The sequence below is a fragment of the Anaerovibrio sp. genome (genome assembly GCF_045637405.1).
Lineage (GTDB): Bacteria > Bacillota > Negativicutes > Selenomonadales > Selenomonadaceae > Anaerovibrio.
The window spans coordinates 1-17132 of sequence record NZ_JAZTZI010000012.1 but is presented as its reverse complement, the minus strand read 5'-3'; the positions used below and the strand labels follow the sequence as shown (position 1 = coordinate 17132).

Genomic DNA, 17132 nt, shown 5'->3' with positions numbered 1-17132 from the left:
AAACAGTCTGACAGTTTATAGGGGGCAGGGGCTTAATGGAAAACAGCTTGTTGACCTGGGATGAATCCTTTGATGATTACATTGATCTTCCCGATGAAGATGTGATAGTAAAAATTCAGGATAATCAAGATGGCGTGGCCATGGATTATCTTATTAACAAATACAGAAATTTTGTCAGAGCCAAGGCACGTTCTTACTTCCTTATTGGTGCTGACAGGGAGGATATTATCCAGGAGGGCATGATTGGTCTTTATAAAGCCATCAGGGACTTCCGTAATGATAAGCTGTCTTCATTCAGAGCTTTTGCTGAGTTGTGTGTTACCCGGCAGATTATTACTGCGATAAAAACCGCTACCAGACAGAAGCATATACCGCTTAACTCCTATATTTCGTTAAATAAGCCGATTTATGATGAGGACTCCGACCGCACCTTATTGGATGTTTTGTCCGGTGCCAAGGTAACAGATCCTGAGGAATTGGTTATTAGCCGTGAGGAGTTTATTGATATTGAGGCCAAGATGGAAGATATCCTCTCCGATTTGGAGTGGTGTGTTCTTATGGCATATCTTGATGGAAAGTCTTATCAGGAAATAGCGTTGGATTTGGATCGTCACGTTAAATCCATAGATAATGCTTTGCAGCGTGTAAAACGTAAGCTGGAGCGCTATATGGAAATGAACGGTAATGAAGTGGATATTGGAACTATATATAAGGGACTTACGACAATAAAGCGTAGGGGCCGGATTTTCTCTGAGATTAAAAAAGGAGAAGGGGTGCAGTGATGCGCCTCTTTTTTTATATATAAATATTTTTTATAACGTCATTGTTAAAATTTTTCTTTTGTGGATAGAAAAATCATATTGGGTTATTATCTTATTTAGAGGGGAAAGATTTGAAAGCATAACGGGCTTTACAGTGGGCCTTTTTGTTGACAAGTTTACAATCAGTATATTATACTCTTTATTAATGGCGTTTATTGTAACATAAATGTAATCTTTATAAGGTACAATTATGCTAAAACGCATAAAGGGGTTAAGGAGGGGTTTATATGGATGGTTATGCAACACTGGGAATTTTTTTCATCATGGCTTTGGGCTTTCCTATTGCGCCAATTATTATTGCCAATATTATTCAGCCTAAACAACCAACGAATGAAAAAGATATCCCCTATGAATGTGGTGTAAATACCATTGGAAAGAACAATGTGCAGTTTCATATAGGTTATTTTATGTACGCACTTGTCTTTCTGCTGTTTGATGTTGAGACAGTATTCCTTTATCCATGGGCTGTGAAATACAGCCAGCTGGGCCTTTTTGCACTGGTGGAAATGCTGGTGTTTGTGGGGATATTAACAATAGGTCTCTGGTATGCGTGGAAGAAGGGGGCGCTCTCATGGAAATAGTAGATATCGTGCCACCTGAGCTGAAAAATAATGTTATTGTTACCAGCGTGGATGCACTTTTTAAATGGGGTAAATCAAACTCCATTTGGCCGTTGTCATCTGGCCTGGCCTGCTGCTCCATTGAAATGATGTGTGCTGCTGCTTCCAGATTTGATCTGGCCCGTTTTGGTTACGAGGTATTTCGTTCCTGTCCTCGTCAGTCTGACCTTCTTATTGTTGCAGGAACCTTAACATGGAAGATGACACCACCGCTTATCCGTCTCTACGAGGAGATGCCTGAGCCAAAGTATGTTATTGCCATGGGCAACTGTAATATCGGTGGCGGACCTTTCGCAGATTCCTATTCTGTAGTGACGGGGCTGGATAAGATTATGCCGGTGGATGTATATCTGCCTGGTTGTCCTCCAAGGCCAGAGGCTCTTATTGATGCCATGCTTAAACTGAAAAAGCTGATTCGTCATCCTGAGATTGCCCGTGGTGCCGAGGATGCCAAGGCTCTCAGCAGAGCTAATCTGGAGCTGATGACCCGTCCTGTATGCAATGTGGAAGAGAGGGCGGAATAGTATGGGAACTTATTTTGAAATAGAAAAGCTGGACCTTTTGAAGGCTCAGTTTGATACAGCTGAATATGATGCAGAGCAGGCTGAGCCGGCTCTGTATATTGGTAAGGAACAGCTCTTGGACCTGATGCGGGTGTTAAGGGAGACTCCTACCTACTCCTTCGACCGCATGGGTATGCTGACGGCAGTGGATTATAAGGAATATATTGAAATGGTATACAGTCTTTATTCCCGCCGTTATGACAAGTGGGTTACGGTAAAGGTAAAGCTTGACAGGGATAACCCGGAGGTGGAATCCATGACTCAGATTTGGGAAGGCACCAATTTTGAGGAAAGGGAGACCTATGATCTCATGGGAGTCAAATTCCTGCACCATCCGGATCTTCGCCGTATTTTGATGCCGGATAACTATGAGGCACATCCTTTAAGAAAGGATTTTGTACCTCTGGAGCCTAGAATCGAAGGAGGGGTGCTGACATGGCACAAACAGAGAAGTATGTCCTAAACATGGGACCTCAGCATCCAAGTACCCATGGTGTACTTCAGGTTCAGGTGGAGCTTGACGGTGAGAATATCGTTGGAGCAAAGCCTGTAATGGGTTACCTCCATCGCGGTATTGAAAAGCTGATGGAATCACGCACCTATGTGCAGTGTGTACCATTTACCGACCGACTGGATTATGTATCCGCCATGAATAATAACCTTGGCTTCTGTATGGCAGTGGAAAAGCTGGCAGGGATTGAGGTGCCTGAGCGGGCAGAGTATATAAGGGTAATTTGTGCTGAGCTTAACAGAATTGCCAGCCATCATGTATTTATCGGTTCCTTGACAAATGACCTTGGTTCTGCCACTGGTATGATTTACGCATTCCGTGACAGAGAAAAGATTCTGGATTTATTTAATATAATCTGCGGCGCACGTATGACAGCCCACTACATTCGTATTGGCGGCGTGGCAGCTGATGCCCAGGAAGAATTTTTAAGGGATACTCAAAAGTTTATTGATTATGTGCCGGAAATGCTGGATGAGTACAATAGACTGTTCAGCGGCAATGAGATTTTCCAGGCCCGTATGAAAAAGACTTCAATTATAACTAAGGAAATGGCCCTGAAGTTTGGCATGTCCGGTCCAAATATCAGAGCTAGCGGCGTGGATTACGATATCCGCAAGATAGATAAGTATGGTGCCTATGGCAAATTCGATTTTGAAATACCTTTGGGCAAGCGTGGCGATAACTGGGACCGTTATATGATCCGCATTAAGGAAATCGCTGAAAGTGCTAAGATTATTCAGCAGGCACTGGATAATATGCCTGAGGGACCTTATATGGCCAAGGTACCAAAGGTTTTGCGCCCGCCTAAGGGCGATGCATATCACCGCGTGGAGAATACCCGTGGTGAGCTTGGCTTCTATATTGTAAGTGATGGCTCCACCAAGCCGTACCGTGTTCACATCCGTCGTCCATCCTTTGTAAATCTACAGGCGTTGGACACCATGTGTAAGGGAATGTTGCTGGCTGATGCCGTTACAGCATTTGCTACTATTGACCCTCTCATGGGCGAGGTAGATTGTTAATACAGATAGGCAGGTGGAAATATGCATAGCGGAATTCTTTACTCTTTGGGGCAGTCCCTTAGAGAAATTCTGACGTCATTGATAGGCGTTCCTATTTTAGTAGATCTTCTTATGACGATAATATGCGCAACGATTCTCCTTTTAATCATGGCTACCTCAGCCTTGGTATTTACCCTTGGAGAAAGAAAGATCTGCGCATTTATCCAGGTTCGTATCGGACCAAACCGGGTAGGTCCCGGTGGTTTACTTCAGTCTGTGGCAGATATGCTTAAGCTGATGGACAAGGAGGACATTGTTCCCCGTGGCATTGATACGTGGCTTTGGGTGTTATCCCCAATCCTTCTGTTGGTACCGTCTGCATTGATTTATGCCTTCTTCCCGTTTGATGATGGTGTTATATTGGCAGATGTTAATGTTGGCTTGTTCTTGCTTATTGCCATTACTTCCCAGACCGTTTTACCATTTCTCATGGGCGGTTATTCCTCAAACAGTAAGTACGCCCTGATAGGTGGTATGCGTACTGTAGCTCAGATGCTGGGGTATGAGGTACCTATGGTATTCGCCCTTATGGGTATTGTAATGATTACCGGTTCTTTGAAAATGAGTGCCATTGTGGAGGCACAAAGCGATGTTTGGTTTATCGTACTGCAGCCATTGGCATTCCTCATTTATATTATCACCGCTCTTGTAGAGAGCAACCGTCCTCCATTCAACATTGTAGAGGGTGAATCTGAGATTATTGCCGGTCCGTTTACGGAGTATACCGGTATGCGCTGGGCACTGTTTTTCCTGGCTGAGTTCTCAAACCTCATGTGCATTGGTATTTTAACCACCACACTGTTCCTGGGAGGCTGGCACGGACCTGATTTCCTGCCGGGATTCTGCTGGTTCTGGATAAAGACCTTTTTATGTGTACTGTTTTATCAGTGGGTGGGCTGGACCTTCCCTCGTGCCAGAGTGGACAGCATGCTGTCCTTCGGCTGGAAGGTACTGTTGCCAATAGCCCTTATTAACGTATTGCTGACTGGTGTTGGTATCTATGTTTACAATGTAATGTGATAGGAGGCTTCATTATGTGGGGCAAAGGACTTATTGCAGGAATGAAGGTTACCTGGGGCCACTGGTTTGGCAAGAAGGAAACCGTTTATTATCCTGAAGAAAAGCTGCCAATGACTGAACGCTTCCGTGGTGGTCATCTGGCATTTGATGAAGAAAAATGTATCGGCTGCAAGCTGTGTGCCATAGGCTGTCCAAATGCGGCACTGGATCTTACGGTGTCTGTGGACGAGAATAAAAAACGCCACATGGAATCCTATGTTCATCAGATTGGTCGTTGTATGTATTGTGATTTGTGTATTGAAGCATGTCCTACCAAGGCAATTACCTGGGATAAGAACTATGAGTTCGCTTCTTATTTCAAGGAGGACATGACCTATGATGCATTGGTAGAGGCACGGAACAGGAGGGGTAATAATGAATGAATTGATTAGTACCCTGGTGTTCTATGTACTGGCCATGGTAATTTTGGGAACAGCTTTAGGGGTTGTAATGAGCCGTAATCTGGTTCACAGCGCACTTCTGATGACTGCCTGCTTTATCGGTGTTGGTATTTTGTTCTTTTATTTGGACGCTGATTTTCTGGGGGCCATGGAATTTATGCTGTACTCCGGTGGCGTAGCAATTCTGGTGGTAATGGGCGTTATGCTTACCAAGCGTAATGACGGACCTCCGGGTAACCCATTTAACAACAATACAATCCTGGCATTAGGTGGTGCGGGACTGTTTGTTCTGGTAATGATTGGTGTGGTGATTTCTACACCAGCTCCTGCCGGTGGCTACGTTTCTCCTGATACCGTTAACGAGTTGGCGGATATGATGCTGAACAAGTATATCCTGCCGTTTGAAATTGCAGCAACGCTGCTGTTGGCTGCCCTCGTGGGAGCAATTATCTTGGCGAAGGGAGATGGAGAAGCATGAGTATCGGATTAGGTCATTGCCTGCTCCTGGCTGCAATGCTGTTTTCCATTGGCCTTTACGGAGCGCTGGCAAAGCGTAATATTATTGCAATTCTCATGGGTATTGAGCTTATGCTTAATGCCGTAAATATCAATTTTGTTGCCTTCAACCGCTTTACTGTTGTTTCTGACCTGACAGGTCAGCTGATGACAGTCTTTGCCATTACTGTGGGTGTAGCTGAGGTGGCAATCGGTGTGGCACTGGCTTATCGCATCTACAATGACAGATTAACTATCAATGTGGATGAGCTGGATAATATGAAGGGATAAGGGGGAGTTTAAGATGTTTTATGATTTTGCACTTGAACATGCCTGGCTGATTCCTCTGTTACCAGCAATGGCCTTTGTCATTATTGGCATGATAACCCGCTCCTACGGAAAGCTGTCAGCGGCAATTGCTGTTTGCATGAGCTTTATCAGTTTTTTGCTTTCCTCCGGTGTTACCTATGCTTTGGTAAATTATGGAATCAGTGTTGAACAGCCTTTTGTGCAGCAGCTGAACTGGATGCATATTGGTAGTGTCAGCATTTCCATGGGTGTTCTTATTGATCCGCTGACGGCCATGATGTTGATGGTGGTTTCCACAGTATCATTGCTGGTTCAGATATATTCTGTGGGATATATGAAAGGGGATAAGGGCTATGGACGGTTCTTTGCATTCCTTTCACTGTTTGCCGCTTCCATGCTGGGACTGGTATTGGCAGTAAACTTCCTTCAGATGTATGTATTCTGGGAGCTGGTTGGCCTTTGCTCCTATCTGTTAATCGGCTTCTATTATTACAAGGTTTCTGCAAGGGAAGCTGCCAAGAAGGCCTTTATGACTACCCGTGTGGGTGACTTTGGCCTGCTCCTTGGCATTCTCCTGTTACAGATTAATTTTGGAACCCTTGATTTCATGGAGCTTAGGGAAATTGTTCCAGCCTACATTTCTATGGCTGGCACGGGCTTGATGACAGTTATTGCTCTGCTGGTATTTGTTGGTCCTATCGGCAAATCCGGTCAGTTCCCACTTCATGTGTGGCTGCCAGATGCTATGGAGGGTCCTACTCCTGTATCTGCACTGATTCATGCAGCAACCATGGTTGTTGCCGGTGTATATTTGGTAGGACGTGCCTTCTTCATGTTTACTGAGCTGCCTTGTGTTATGAATGTTATTGCTTGGGTGGGCGGCTTTACAGCCTTCTTTGCTGCAAGCATAGCCTTTACCCAGACAGCCATAAAGCGTATTTTGGCATATTCCACTATAAGTCAGCTGGGCTATATGATGTTGGCTCTGGGTGTTGGTTCTCTTACTGCATCCTTCTTCCACTTAATGACCCATGCTTTCTTTAAAGCACTGTTATTCCTCTGTGCTGGTGCGGTAATGCACGCCATGGCGGATGAAGCAAATATCTTCAAAATGGGCGGCCTCAGAAAGAAGATGCCGATAACCTTTGCCACCATGACCATTGGTGTTTTGGCGATTGCCGGTATCCCACCTTTTGCAGGCTTCTTCTCCAAGGATGAAATCCTGCTGGCTGCAGCTCAGGTAAGCACACCTCTTTATGTGTTGGCTACTTTAACAGCATTTATGACGGCCTTCTATATGGCCCGTCTGCTGTTTGTAACCTTCTGTGCTGACCCTGCCGATGAGGAATCTTATGAGCATGCCCATGAACCATCAAAGTTTATGCTGTTCCCGCTGATCGTTTTGGCAGCTTTGGCAGTTGTCAGCGGCCTCTGGGGTCACTTGGAAGGCTTTGGGGAGTGGGTACGCTTCGGCCATCCTCATGAAGCCGGCATTGATATGACTATAGCTGTTTCATCCACTATACTTTCCTTCATTGCTTTCGGCATCGCCTGGAACATTTATGTGGCAAAGCGCTGGAGCTCTGATACAATAGCGGAGAAAACGGGTATTCTTTACAAGCTAAGCTATAACAAATTCTATATTGACGAAATCTATGAAGCCCTTATTAAGGTGTTTGTAGATGGCGTTGCCAAGGTATTCTACTGGATTGATATTTATATCGTTGATGGCATTGTCAACGGGTTGGCTCATCTGGTGGGGGGCATCAGCTGGATTTTAGGCAAGGCACAAAACGGACAGGCCCAGCATTATTCCGGAGTCTTTATCTGTGGCGTGGTAATCCTTGTGGCTTATAGCCTCTACTATTTGGCAGTTCTGGGAGGTGCATTGTAATGACTAGCTTTCCTTTGTTATCAGCAGTCCTGCTGGCACCTATCTGCGCTGCTGTAATTCTGTGCTTTGTCTCTCCGAAGGCAGCACAATCCGTCAGAGTTATTGCCGCTTCTGCCATGACTGTGGCATTGGCGTTGACCCTTTATGCTTTCTTTAGCTACGATATGACAGCCGGGGGCATGCAGTTTACTGAAAGTATTCCCTGGATTAAGGATTTGGGAGTCCATTACGCATTAGGTGTAGATGGTATTTCCCTTCCTATGCTGTTGCTCACTGACCTCATTGGTTTGGCGGCAGTGTACAGCTCCTGGAATATTACCAATCGTCCAAAGGAGTTTTACATTCTGTTGATGATCCTCATTGCAGGTGTAACGGGAACCTTTATTGCAACAGATTTGTTTATATTCCTTCTTTGCTATGAGGTAGTGGTTATTCCAATTTACATGATGGTTATTATTTGGGGCTCCACGAGGCGGGTTTCCAAGGAATCTGCCGGTATGAAGCTCACGATATATCTTTTAATGGGATCTGCTTTCATGCTGGTAGGTGTAGTTGCCCTTTACCTTACAGTTGGTGATGTGGTTGGCTTCAGAACCTTTGATATGCAGGCATTGGCTGTGGCAGGACAGAATGGTCTTCTCAGCGAGGAGTTCCAGATTTTTGCGTTCCTGTTGCTGCTCCTGGGCTTCGGTTCACTGCTTTCCATGTTCCCTTTCCACAGCTGGTCTCCAGATGGTTATGCTGGTGCACCAACTGCGGTTTCCATGATTCATGCCGGCGTACTCAAGAAAATCGGTGGTTATGGTCTTATCCGTCTTGGTCTTCTGGTACTTCCATTGGGTGCCAGATTCTGGGCTCCGGTTATTGCGGCTTTGGCCATCATAAATGTAATGTACGCTGCATATATAGCACTTGCTCAAAAGGATTTGAAGTATGTAATCGGTTATTCCTCCGTATCACACATGGGTTATGTTCTTCTAGGCTTTGCCTGCCTTAATGTGGTATCCGTAAGCGGTGCTGTAGCCAACATGGTGGCTCATGGTGTAATGAGTGCCCTGTTCTTCTCCATGATTGGTTTTGTATATGAAAAGACTCACATGAGAAGCGTTACTGAGCTCCGTGGTCTGGCGCATCAGATGCCTCGTGTAGCCACAGGCTTTATGCTGGCTGGGATGGCATCCTTGGGTCTGCCAGGTCTCATCGGCTTCATTCCGGAGTTTACGATTTTCGTTGGTTCCTTCAGTGTATATCCTGTTTTTGCTATTCTGGCAATTTCCGGTATTATTTTCACTGCTCTTTACACCCTGCGTGTATTGGCAAAGGTGCTGTTTGGACCAAGGGATTCCAAGTTTGACAGATATAAGGATGCCAGAGGCGTGGAGATGATGCCACTGGTAATTCTGGGTATTGCATTGGTTGGCTTTGGTATATTCCCACAGCTTCTTATGGGAATGGTTGGCTCCGGCACGGAGCAGCTGATGCCGTTGCTTGATCGTATTGCAGAAGTGCCTGGGTTCATAGGAGGGATCAGATAATGAATTTTGAAGCTATTAGTACAGAAATTTTCATTTTGGTCCTTGGCCTTTTTGCTATTGTTATGGACCTGGTATTACCTAAGAATGAGTCCCGCAAGAGTATTGGCGGGGTTCTGGTATTTGCCCTAACCGGATGGGTTCTGTATATGTTTTCCATGTATGTGCCGGAGGCTGCTGTGGCCGATGGTTCGGCAACCACCGGATATTTCATGGACATGATGTATATCGTGGACAACTATTCTCTGTTCTTTAAGCAACTCTTTATGGTTGCCACTGTGTTTACCTTGTTGTTTTCCATGGATTATATGCAGACTGTACTTCGCTACAAGGGTGAGTTTTATGCTCTCCTGATGACAGCGCTCCTCGGTATGTGCGTGCTGGCCTCTGCCAATGACTTCCTGACAGCCTTCATTGGTCTGGAGCTCATGACAATTTCTTTCTACATTTTGGTTGGAGCAAGGATTTCTTCCGTAAATTCCTCTGAGGCTGCCGTAAAGTATCTGGTTGTTGGATCAGTATCTACTGCCATAATGCTGTATGGTATCAGTTTGGTATATGGTTCTACCGGTACGGTGCAGTTCTATGAGATGTTCCACAACCAGCATCTGTTTACAGCTGCCGGGCTGGCCGGTGCAACTATGATAATGATCGGCTTCTTCTTCAAGCTGTCAGTCATTCCGTTCCACATGTGGGCTCCTGATGTATATCAGGGGGCACCAACACCGATTACTGCCATGTTGGCTATGGGTTCCAAAGCTGCGGGTATTGCGGTATTAATGCGTGTGCTCTATGTGGCCTTCCCGCTGATTGGCTTCTACTGGTTGCCAATACTTGCAGTGTTGTCTGCGGTATGTATGATTGGCGGTAATGTTATGGCCATTCGTCAGAATGATGTAAAGCGTATGTTGGCGTATTCATCTATTGCCCAGGCTGGTTACATGATGGTTGGTATGGTTTCTGCTGATTATCCTGGCATGAAGGCTGTAATGTTCTATGGTATGCTGTATGTATTTGCCAATGTAGGTGCTTTTACGGCCCTTACAGTGGTGGAACAGCAGCGTGGGGGCTCTGATTACAAGTCATTGGCTGGTCTTGCCAAGTCGGCTCCTGTTCTGGCGGCTGTTATGACTATTTCACTGCTGTCCATGGCGGGAATTCCGCCTACAGCCGGCTTTGCCGGAAAGCTGTATCTCTTTACAGCTGTGGTAAATCAGGGTTATTTGTGGCTGGCCTTTGTGGGCTTTATAATGTCTATGATTTCCGTTTACTACTATTTGCAGGTAGCCAAGGCTATGTATCTTACAGAAGGGGACGGCAAGGAATTGCATATTAGTGGCGCAGTTCGGGCAGCCGCTGTATTAAGTGTCATTGCAACCATTCTCTTTGGTGTATGGCCTGAGAAGCTGGCAGAGCTTACGAATTTGGCTGCATATACTTTCCTGCAGTAGGTATTAACTAAAACATAAAAACAGGGTCTGTGACGTGATATGTGTCTTGTCACAGACCTTATTTTTGTTATGTGATAAACGCAATTTTAGATAAATTATTTTTGTATTAATATGTATACAGTATATTTTACAATCATTATTAATAATACATTGCCTGTATATTTGCATGATGTTAAAATTGTACTCGGTGGGTAATTTCTAATAGCTTTGCTTATTAGTATCAGCCAAGGGATGGCTAATTTAATCAGGGAGGATTAATGGGATGATACTGAAGAACTACATGGAGGATTGTGTTTTGGATAAGCTGGAGGAGCTTATGCCAAAGTATCCGGGATGTTGTTTTTGTGAAAACTGTAAAATGGATATAGTAAATCTTGCACTTAATCACTTGCCACCTAAATATGTATCTACAGACAAGGGACAGGTTTTTGCACGGGTGGAATGCTTTAACCGGCAAAGTGAAGTGGAAATCGTCAAACAAATTGCTGCAGCTATTGAACAGGTGGAGGCACACCCAAGACATTGATGTTTAAAGATAATATTTTGCGGAAAAAATAAGCACTCTATCTCGATAAAATGCTTCCAAGGCATATTAGAGAGGATAGAGTGCTTTTTATGTGAAAAAGATAATTACAGATGATTTACAAAGTGCTCGATACGGGCCAAGGCCTCGGAGATTTGTTCTATGGAGGTGGCGTAGGAGCATCTTACGAAGCCTTCACCGCATTCACCAAAGGCATTGCCCGGTACTAATGCCACATGCTCCTGCATGAGAATCTTTTCGGCAAATTCCTCAGAGGAAAGGCCGGTAGAGGTGATGTCAGGGAAAATATAGAAGGCCCCCTTTGGTTCGAAGCATTTTAAACCTGCCTTTTGGAGTCCGTCGTATATGAGACGACGGCGTTTGTCGTATTCGGACACCATTTTTCTCATGTATTTTTCACCGTGGCGCAGGGCTTCTACGGCTGCTATCTGAGCTGTAATAGGCGCACAGAGCATGGTATATTGATGAATCTTGGTCATGGCGGCAATGATGTCAGGATTGGACAGGGCATAGCCAATTCGCCAGCCAGTCATGGCATAAGCCTTGGAAAAACCATTCAAAAGAATGGTTCTGTCCTGCATTTCAGGAAGTCCGGCAAAGCATACGTGCTTGGTGTCACCATAGGTGAGGTCACCGTATATTTCATCGGAAATAACGATAAGGTCATGCTTTATGGCAAAGCGGGCAATAGCCTCCAAATCCTCCCTGGAAAGAATGGCTCCAGTTGGGTTGTTTGGATAGCCAATAAGAAGAGCCTTTGTTTTTGGAGATACATGTGGCTCCAGATCCGCAGGAGTGATGCGGAAATCGTTTTCAGCCTTGGCTGGTACAGGCACCGGTATACCGCCTGCCAGAGTAGCACAGGCTTTGTAGGACACATAGCATGGCTCCGGGATGAGAATTTCATCTCCCGGGGAGAGAATTGTGCGCATGGCAATATCCAGGGCTTCACTTACACCGACTGTAACAAGAACATCGGTCTTTGGATCGTAATCAAGATCAAAACGTCTTTTATGCATGAAGCAAATTTCTTCACGAAGCTCCATAAGGCCGCGATTGGCAGTGTATGATGTGTAGCCTTGCTCCAGCCCGTATACGCAGCTTTCGCGAATGGACCATGGAGTAATGAAATCAGGCTCACCAACACCAAGGGAAATAACATCCTCCATTTCTGAGGCAATATCAAAGAATTTTCTTATACCAGAAGGCGGTACACTTTTTACTATAGGTGAAATTCTGTCATTCCAGTTTATCATATACTCATCACCAACCTACGATCTTTTTCTTTGTCATCAATGATAATGCCATCCTTCTTGTATGGCTTCAACAGAAAATGGCTGCGGGTCTGGGTTACTCCCTCGATGGTTGCCAGACGGGTGGCTACGAAATTGGCCACATCCTGCATGGATTTTCCCTCAATAATTACCAGCAAATCAAAACTGCCGGACATGAGATATACAGTGCGTACCTCGTCGAAGCGGTAAATGCGCTCGGCAATGGCGTCGAACCCCACCTCTCTTTGAGGAGTGAGGTTTACCTCGATAATGGAGGTAACGGTATTTTCACCGGTTTTGTCCCAGTTGATGAGGGTGTTGTAGCTGAGAATGATTTTATCCTTTTCCAGCTTGGCCATTTTTTCCTCAACCTCATACTCGCTGATATTCAGCATTGATGCCAGCTCCTTGGCCGGGCGGCGTGCATCATGTTTTAAAAGCTCCAAAAGTTCACGCATTGTAAAAACTCCTTTGTTCGTAGTTGTTAAGAATAAAATAAAAAGCCCCGTCCGACAAAAGGACGAGGCAAATTTCCCGTGGTACCACCTTATTCAGCTCTATTGGTAAGAGCCACTTAAGCTGCCATTATCGCTGGCTGACGGCAGAATTTTTACCCTTTGCAGGATATAATAATCTGCGGCTCATGAATAGCTTTCCGCTTATTAATAATAGCAATTTTCACCAAGCATTGCCTCTCTGAATTATTTCGTAAGCGTACTCTTTCAATCATCGCTTTTGTGATTTAAAATTCTTTTGCATACTATAGCACATTGAATTTTATTTTGCAAGAGGTCGTATTTGATATTGTTTCCAATGGTGCAGAATTGTTTACTTCCTTTCGTTGCATTGAAGCGAATATTTGAGTACAATGAAAAAAGAATTAAATTCGCTGCTTGTTAAAGGAGTCGATTATTTTGGTACTTGGAAAAATCAAAGAAGTAAGTTCAGGTTTTACAAAGTTCCCAGAGGCCATACGGAAAGCCCTGTTTTTCCTGGCCGAACATAATTTCAATGAAATGAAGGACGGTACTTACCCTATTGATGGTAAAAACAGCTATGCAATTTTACAGCGTTATAGTACCAGACTGCCGGAAAGTGGCAAACCAGAGGCCCATAGACAATATGTGGATATCCAGTATATTGTCAGGGGGAGGGAGGAGCTGGGCTGGTGTCCATTGAATCCCGAGCTTATAGAGGCGGGTCCATACGATATTGAAAAAGATATAGTGTTTTATGAAAGGCTTGTACCGGGAAGCAGTGTAGTGCTTGATGAGGGTACATTTGCTGTTCTTTATCCTGCTGACGTACATCGTCCTTGCGGTTCCGTGGATGGAAAACTCGCACCAGTTACCAAGGTAGTCGTAAAGATTGCCGTGGATTACATAAAGTGATGCTGTTTTTTTATTAAGTTTTTGGAGGCATGATTGATGACTGTAAGAAGAATTTACGTGGAGAAGCGTCAGGGTTTCTATGATATCCCGGCTCAGCAGCTTTGCGATGACCTTATTGAGAGTTTTCGCCTGACTGATCTTAGAGCTGTACGGTTGTTTAACCGTTATGATATCGAGGGCCTTAGCGATGAGGAATACGCTACAGTAAAATCTGTGGTTTTTTCTGAGCCACCTGTTGATGTAGTATACGAGGAGGAGCTTCCGGAATTTGCAAATTCCAGGGTGTTTGCTGCCGAATATCTGCCAGGACAGTATGACCAGACCGCGGACTCTGCCGCTCAGTGCGTACAGCTTGTTACCCAGAAGGAACGCCCTATTATTGCAACTGCAAGGGTTGTGGTTCTTGTAGGCAGCATCGATGATGTCACTTTTGCCAAAATAAAGGATTATTATATTAATGCGGTGGAAAGCCGTGAGGCTAAGCTGGAAAAGCCGGAGTCACTGGAGATGAAGCTGAAGGCCCCTGCGGATGTTGAGGTCCTCAATGGGTTTACCTCTCTTTCTGATAATGATCTTAAGTCCTTCATGAATAATCGTGGTTTTGCCATGAGCTTTGAGGATTTGAAATTTTGTCAGAATTATTTCCGTGACATAGAGCATCGTGATCCTACTATTACTGAAATTAGAGTTATTGATACTTATTGGTCTGATCATTGTCGTCATACCACCTTTACCACTGCCATTGATTCAGTGGGGCTTGAACAGGGGCCTTATACCCCGGTTATTGCCCAGGCATACCGCCAGTATCAGGAGGACAGAAATCTGGTATACAGTGATGAGGATCGCGACGTTACTCTCATGGATCTGGCTGTTATCGGTATGAAGGTTCTTCGCCAGCAGGGAAAGCTGGAGGATTTGGATAAGTCCGAGGAAATAAATGCGTGCAGTATCGTTGTCAATGCGGATATTGGTGGCGAAAACGAAGAATGGCTGGTTATGTTTAAAAACGAGACACATAACCATCCGACAGAGATAGAGCCATTTGGTGGTGCTGCAACCTGTCTTGGTGGTGCCATACGAGATCCACTTTCAGGACGCTCCTATGTATACCAGGCTATGCGTGTAACCGGTGCGGCTGATCCTCGTCGCCCTGTTTCTGAGACAATAAAGGGCAAGCTGCCACAGAAAAAGATTACCCAAGGTGCCGCAGCGGGCTATAGTTCGTATGGTAATCAGATTGGTCTGGCCACTGGTCAGGTTGCTGAGGTTTACCATGAGGGCTTTATGGCAAAACGTATGGAGATTGGTGCTGTTATTGCTGCAGCTCCAAAGGTAAACGTAGTTCGTCAGGTTCCCCAGAAGGGTGATGTGGTAGTTCTGGTAGGCGGACGTACCGGCCGTGACGGCTGTGGTGGTGCAACTGGTTCTTCCAAGGAGCATACCACCGAGTCATTGACCACTGCCGGGGCAGAGGTTCAGAAGGGTAATCCTCCAACCGAGAGAAAGATACAGCGACTTTTCCGTATACCTGTTGTGAGCAAGATGATTAAGCGGTGCAATGACTTTGGTGCCGGCGGTGTTTCTGTAGCTATCGGTGAGCTGACCGATGGCCTGGTGATTAATCTTGACTCCGTAAAGAAAAAATATGAAGGCCTTGACGGTACGGAATTGGCTATCTCCGAATCCCAGGAGCGTATGGCAGTTGTTCTGGATGCCGGCAATGTGGATGATTTTATTAAATATGCTGATGAGGAAAATCTGGAAGCCACCGTTGTTGCCCTGGTAACTGACAACAGACGTCTGGTGATGAAGTGGCGTGACAAGGATATTGTTAATCTCAGCCGTGACTTCCTGGATACCAATGGTGTTAAGCAGCATATTGATGTTGAGGTAGAGGCTCCAACCAAGGAAGACTGCTACTTTAGAAGACTGCCTAAGAAAATTGAGGCATTGGGTCCTGATATTGAAAAGGCATGGCTGGAAAACTTGAAGGATCTTAATGTGTGCAGTCAGAAGGGACTGGCTGAGCGCTTCGATTCCACCATTGGTGGCAATACAGTTCTCATGCCATTTGGCGGAACCCAGCAGATAACTCCTACTGAAGGTATGGTGGCCAAACTGCCTGTTCTTGGTGCTGAAACTACAACAGCAACTGCCATGACCTATGGTTATAATCCATACCTCATGGAGTGGAGTCCGTTCCATGGTGCTTTGTATGCTGTAGTTGAGTCTGTAGCCAAGATGGTGGCTTTGGGTGGCCGTGCTGATACTATCCGCATGACCTTCCAGGAATATTTTGAAAGCCTTGGGAGAGATGCTGCCAAGTGGGGCAAGCCGTTTAGTGCCCTTTTGGGTGCTCTTTGGGCACAGCATCAGTTTGAAATTCCTGCCATTGGCGGTAAGGACTCCATGTCCGGTACCTTTATGGATATGACAGTGCCTCCAACGCTAACGGCTTTTGCTGTGGATGTTATGAAGGCAGATAATGCCATTTCACCGGAATTTAAGTATATTGGCAACAAGGTTTATTATGTTGATTCTCCTCGTAATGAGTTTGAAATGCCTGATTTTGCATATCTTAAAAAGGCATATAGCAAAATTAGCCAGATGATTGCCGAAAAGAAGGTATTTGCAGCCTCCAGCGTTCGCATGGGCGGTGTGGCAGCTGCCATTACCAAGATGTGTCTTGGTAATAATATTGGCTTTAAGTTTAAAGCCAATATGAAAAAGACAGATTTGTTCCGTGCAGATTATGGCGGAATTATTCTGGAAGTGGCAGATAATGTTGATGTAACAGAGACCCTTAAGGGCATTAATTATATTGAGCTTGGTGAAACCACAGCGGTTACCAGTATTGTTTGCGGCAGTGCGGTTATTACTTTGGCAGAGGCTCTTAAAGCATATACCAATCCTTTGGAAAAGATTTTCCCTACAAAGATTAAGCTGGACAAGAAGCCGGTTAATGAATTCCTGTATAATAGCGGCAACCGCATAAAGAAGCAGATTACCGTTGCCAAGCCAAAGATATTTATTCCTGTATTCCCAGGTACCAACTGCGAGTATGATTCTGCAAGGGCATTCGAGAGGGCTGGCGGCGATCCTCATACTTTGGTTATTCGCAACTTGACCCCGTCTGCAGTTGAGGAATCTGTAGAGGCTATTGTAAAGGGGATCAAGGAATCCCAGATTGTGATGTTGCCGGGTGG

At 45.1% G+C, this 17132-nt stretch carries 17 protein-coding genes and 1 other annotated feature; of the genes, 15 read left to right on the top strand and 2 right to left on the bottom strand.

Annotated elements, in window-relative coordinates:
* Positions 1 to 35 precede the first annotated feature (35 nt).
* From sigH to ACKI5G_RS00980, 13 genes are all read left to right on the top strand, one after another.
* On the top strand, positions 36 to 782 hold the full coding sequence (gene sigH / locus ACKI5G_RS01040; RefSeq protein ID WP_027397251.1) for an RNA polymerase sporulation sigma factor SigH: 747 nt from the start codon (positions 36 to 38) through the stop codon (positions 780 to 782).
* A gap of 266 nt (positions 783 to 1048) precedes the next feature.
* Entirely contained in the window at positions 1049 to 1402 is a 354-nt protein-coding gene (locus ACKI5G_RS01035) for an NADH-quinone oxidoreductase subunit A (protein WP_027397252.1), read from the top strand.
* Positions 1393 to 1965, top strand: a complete 573-nt coding sequence (locus tag ACKI5G_RS01030; protein WP_407396798.1) for an NADH-quinone oxidoreductase subunit B — start codon at positions 1393 to 1395, stop codon at positions 1963 to 1965. Before ACKI5G_RS01035 ends, ACKI5G_RS01030 begins: the two co-directional genes overlap by 10 nt.
* A gap of 1 nt (position 1966) precedes the next feature.
* Positions 1967 to 2467: an NADH-quinone oxidoreductase subunit C gene (locus tag ACKI5G_RS01025; protein ID WP_407396796.1), complete on the top strand. Its 501-nt coding sequence runs from the start codon at positions 1967 to 1969 to the stop codon at positions 2465 to 2467.
* Positions 2440 to 3537 (top strand): NADH-quinone oxidoreductase subunit D, encoded by a 1098-nt coding sequence (locus tag ACKI5G_RS01020; RefSeq protein WP_407396794.1) that lies wholly within the window; start codon positions 2440 to 2442, stop codon positions 3535 to 3537. Before ACKI5G_RS01025 ends, ACKI5G_RS01020 begins: the two co-directional genes overlap by 28 nt.
* Before the next feature lie 21 nt (positions 3538 to 3558).
* Positions 3559 to 4596: an NADH-quinone oxidoreductase subunit NuoH gene (gene nuoH, locus ACKI5G_RS01015; protein WP_027397255.1), complete on the top strand. Its 1038-nt coding sequence runs from the start codon at positions 3559 to 3561 to the stop codon at positions 4594 to 4596.
* Between the two features lie 14 nt (positions 4597 to 4610).
* Positions 4611 to 5018 carry a NuoI/complex I 23 kDa subunit family protein gene (locus ACKI5G_RS01010; RefSeq protein ID WP_407396792.1) on the top strand — a complete coding sequence of 136 codons (408 nt, stop codon included), beginning with the start codon at positions 4611 to 4613 and terminating at the stop codon, positions 5016 to 5018.
* On the top strand, positions 5011 to 5514 hold the full coding sequence (locus ACKI5G_RS01005) for an NADH-quinone oxidoreductase subunit J (RefSeq protein ID WP_407396790.1): 504 nt from the start codon (positions 5011 to 5013) through the stop codon (positions 5512 to 5514). Before ACKI5G_RS01010 ends, ACKI5G_RS01005 begins: the two co-directional genes overlap by 8 nt.
* On the top strand, positions 5511 to 5822 hold the full coding sequence (gene nuoK / locus ACKI5G_RS01000; RefSeq protein ID WP_027397258.1) for an NADH-quinone oxidoreductase subunit NuoK: 312 nt from the start codon (positions 5511 to 5513) through the stop codon (positions 5820 to 5822). The genes ACKI5G_RS01005 and nuoK overlap by 4 nt, the downstream gene beginning before the upstream one ends.
* Positions 5823 to 5835: 13 nt before the next feature.
* Positions 5836 to 7734 carry an NADH-quinone oxidoreductase subunit L gene (nuoL, locus tag ACKI5G_RS00995; RefSeq protein ID WP_407396788.1) on the top strand — a complete coding sequence of 633 codons (1899 nt, stop codon included), beginning with the start codon at positions 5836 to 5838 and terminating at the stop codon, positions 7732 to 7734.
* The gene (locus ACKI5G_RS00990) at positions 7734 to 9269 is read left to right on the top strand and encodes a NuoM family protein (RefSeq protein WP_407396786.1); all 1536 of its coding nucleotides are present in this window, start codon (positions 7734 to 7736) and stop codon (positions 9267 to 9269) included. The genes nuoL and ACKI5G_RS00990 overlap by 1 nt, the downstream gene beginning before the upstream one ends.
* Positions 9269 to 10717 carry an NADH-quinone oxidoreductase subunit N gene (locus ACKI5G_RS00985; RefSeq protein ID WP_407396784.1) on the top strand — a complete coding sequence of 483 codons (1449 nt, stop codon included), beginning with the start codon at positions 9269 to 9271 and terminating at the stop codon, positions 10715 to 10717. Before ACKI5G_RS00990 ends, ACKI5G_RS00985 begins: the two co-directional genes overlap by 1 nt.
* 262 nt (positions 10718 to 10979) lie before the next feature.
* Positions 10980 to 11243: a late competence development ComFB family protein gene (locus ACKI5G_RS00980; protein WP_407396782.1), complete on the top strand. Its 264-nt coding sequence runs from the start codon at positions 10980 to 10982 to the stop codon at positions 11241 to 11243.
* A 104-nt stretch (positions 11244 to 11347) separates the two neighbouring features.
* Here ACKI5G_RS00980 and ACKI5G_RS00975 read toward each other — a convergent pair whose 3' ends face one another.
* Positions 11348 to 12517 (bottom strand): aminotransferase class I/II-fold pyridoxal phosphate-dependent enzyme, encoded by a 1170-nt coding sequence (locus tag ACKI5G_RS00975; RefSeq protein ID WP_407396780.1) that lies wholly within the window; start codon positions 12515 to 12517, stop codon positions 11348 to 11350.
* Complete coding sequence (locus ACKI5G_RS00970; protein WP_027397264.1) at positions 12514 to 12993, bottom strand: Lrp/AsnC family transcriptional regulator; 480 nt, start codon at positions 12991 to 12993, stop codon at positions 12514 to 12516. Before ACKI5G_RS00970 ends, ACKI5G_RS00975 begins: the two co-directional genes overlap by 4 nt.
* A 55-nt stretch (positions 12994 to 13048) precedes the next feature.
* Positions 13049 to 13274 (bottom strand) — a binding site (T-box leader).
* Positions 13275 to 13449: 175 nt separating this feature from the next.
* Here ACKI5G_RS00970 and ACKI5G_RS00965 point away from each other — a divergent pair.
* Positions 13450 to 13926, top strand: a complete 477-nt coding sequence (locus tag ACKI5G_RS00965; RefSeq protein ID WP_407396778.1) for a YhcH/YjgK/YiaL family protein — start codon at positions 13450 to 13452, stop codon at positions 13924 to 13926.
* Positions 13927 to 13962: 36 nt separating this feature from the next.
* Positions 13963 to 17132, top strand: a 3170-nt coding sequence (locus ACKI5G_RS00960; protein WP_407396776.1) for a phosphoribosylformylglycinamidine synthase, incomplete at its 3' end; no start/stop codon positions are given.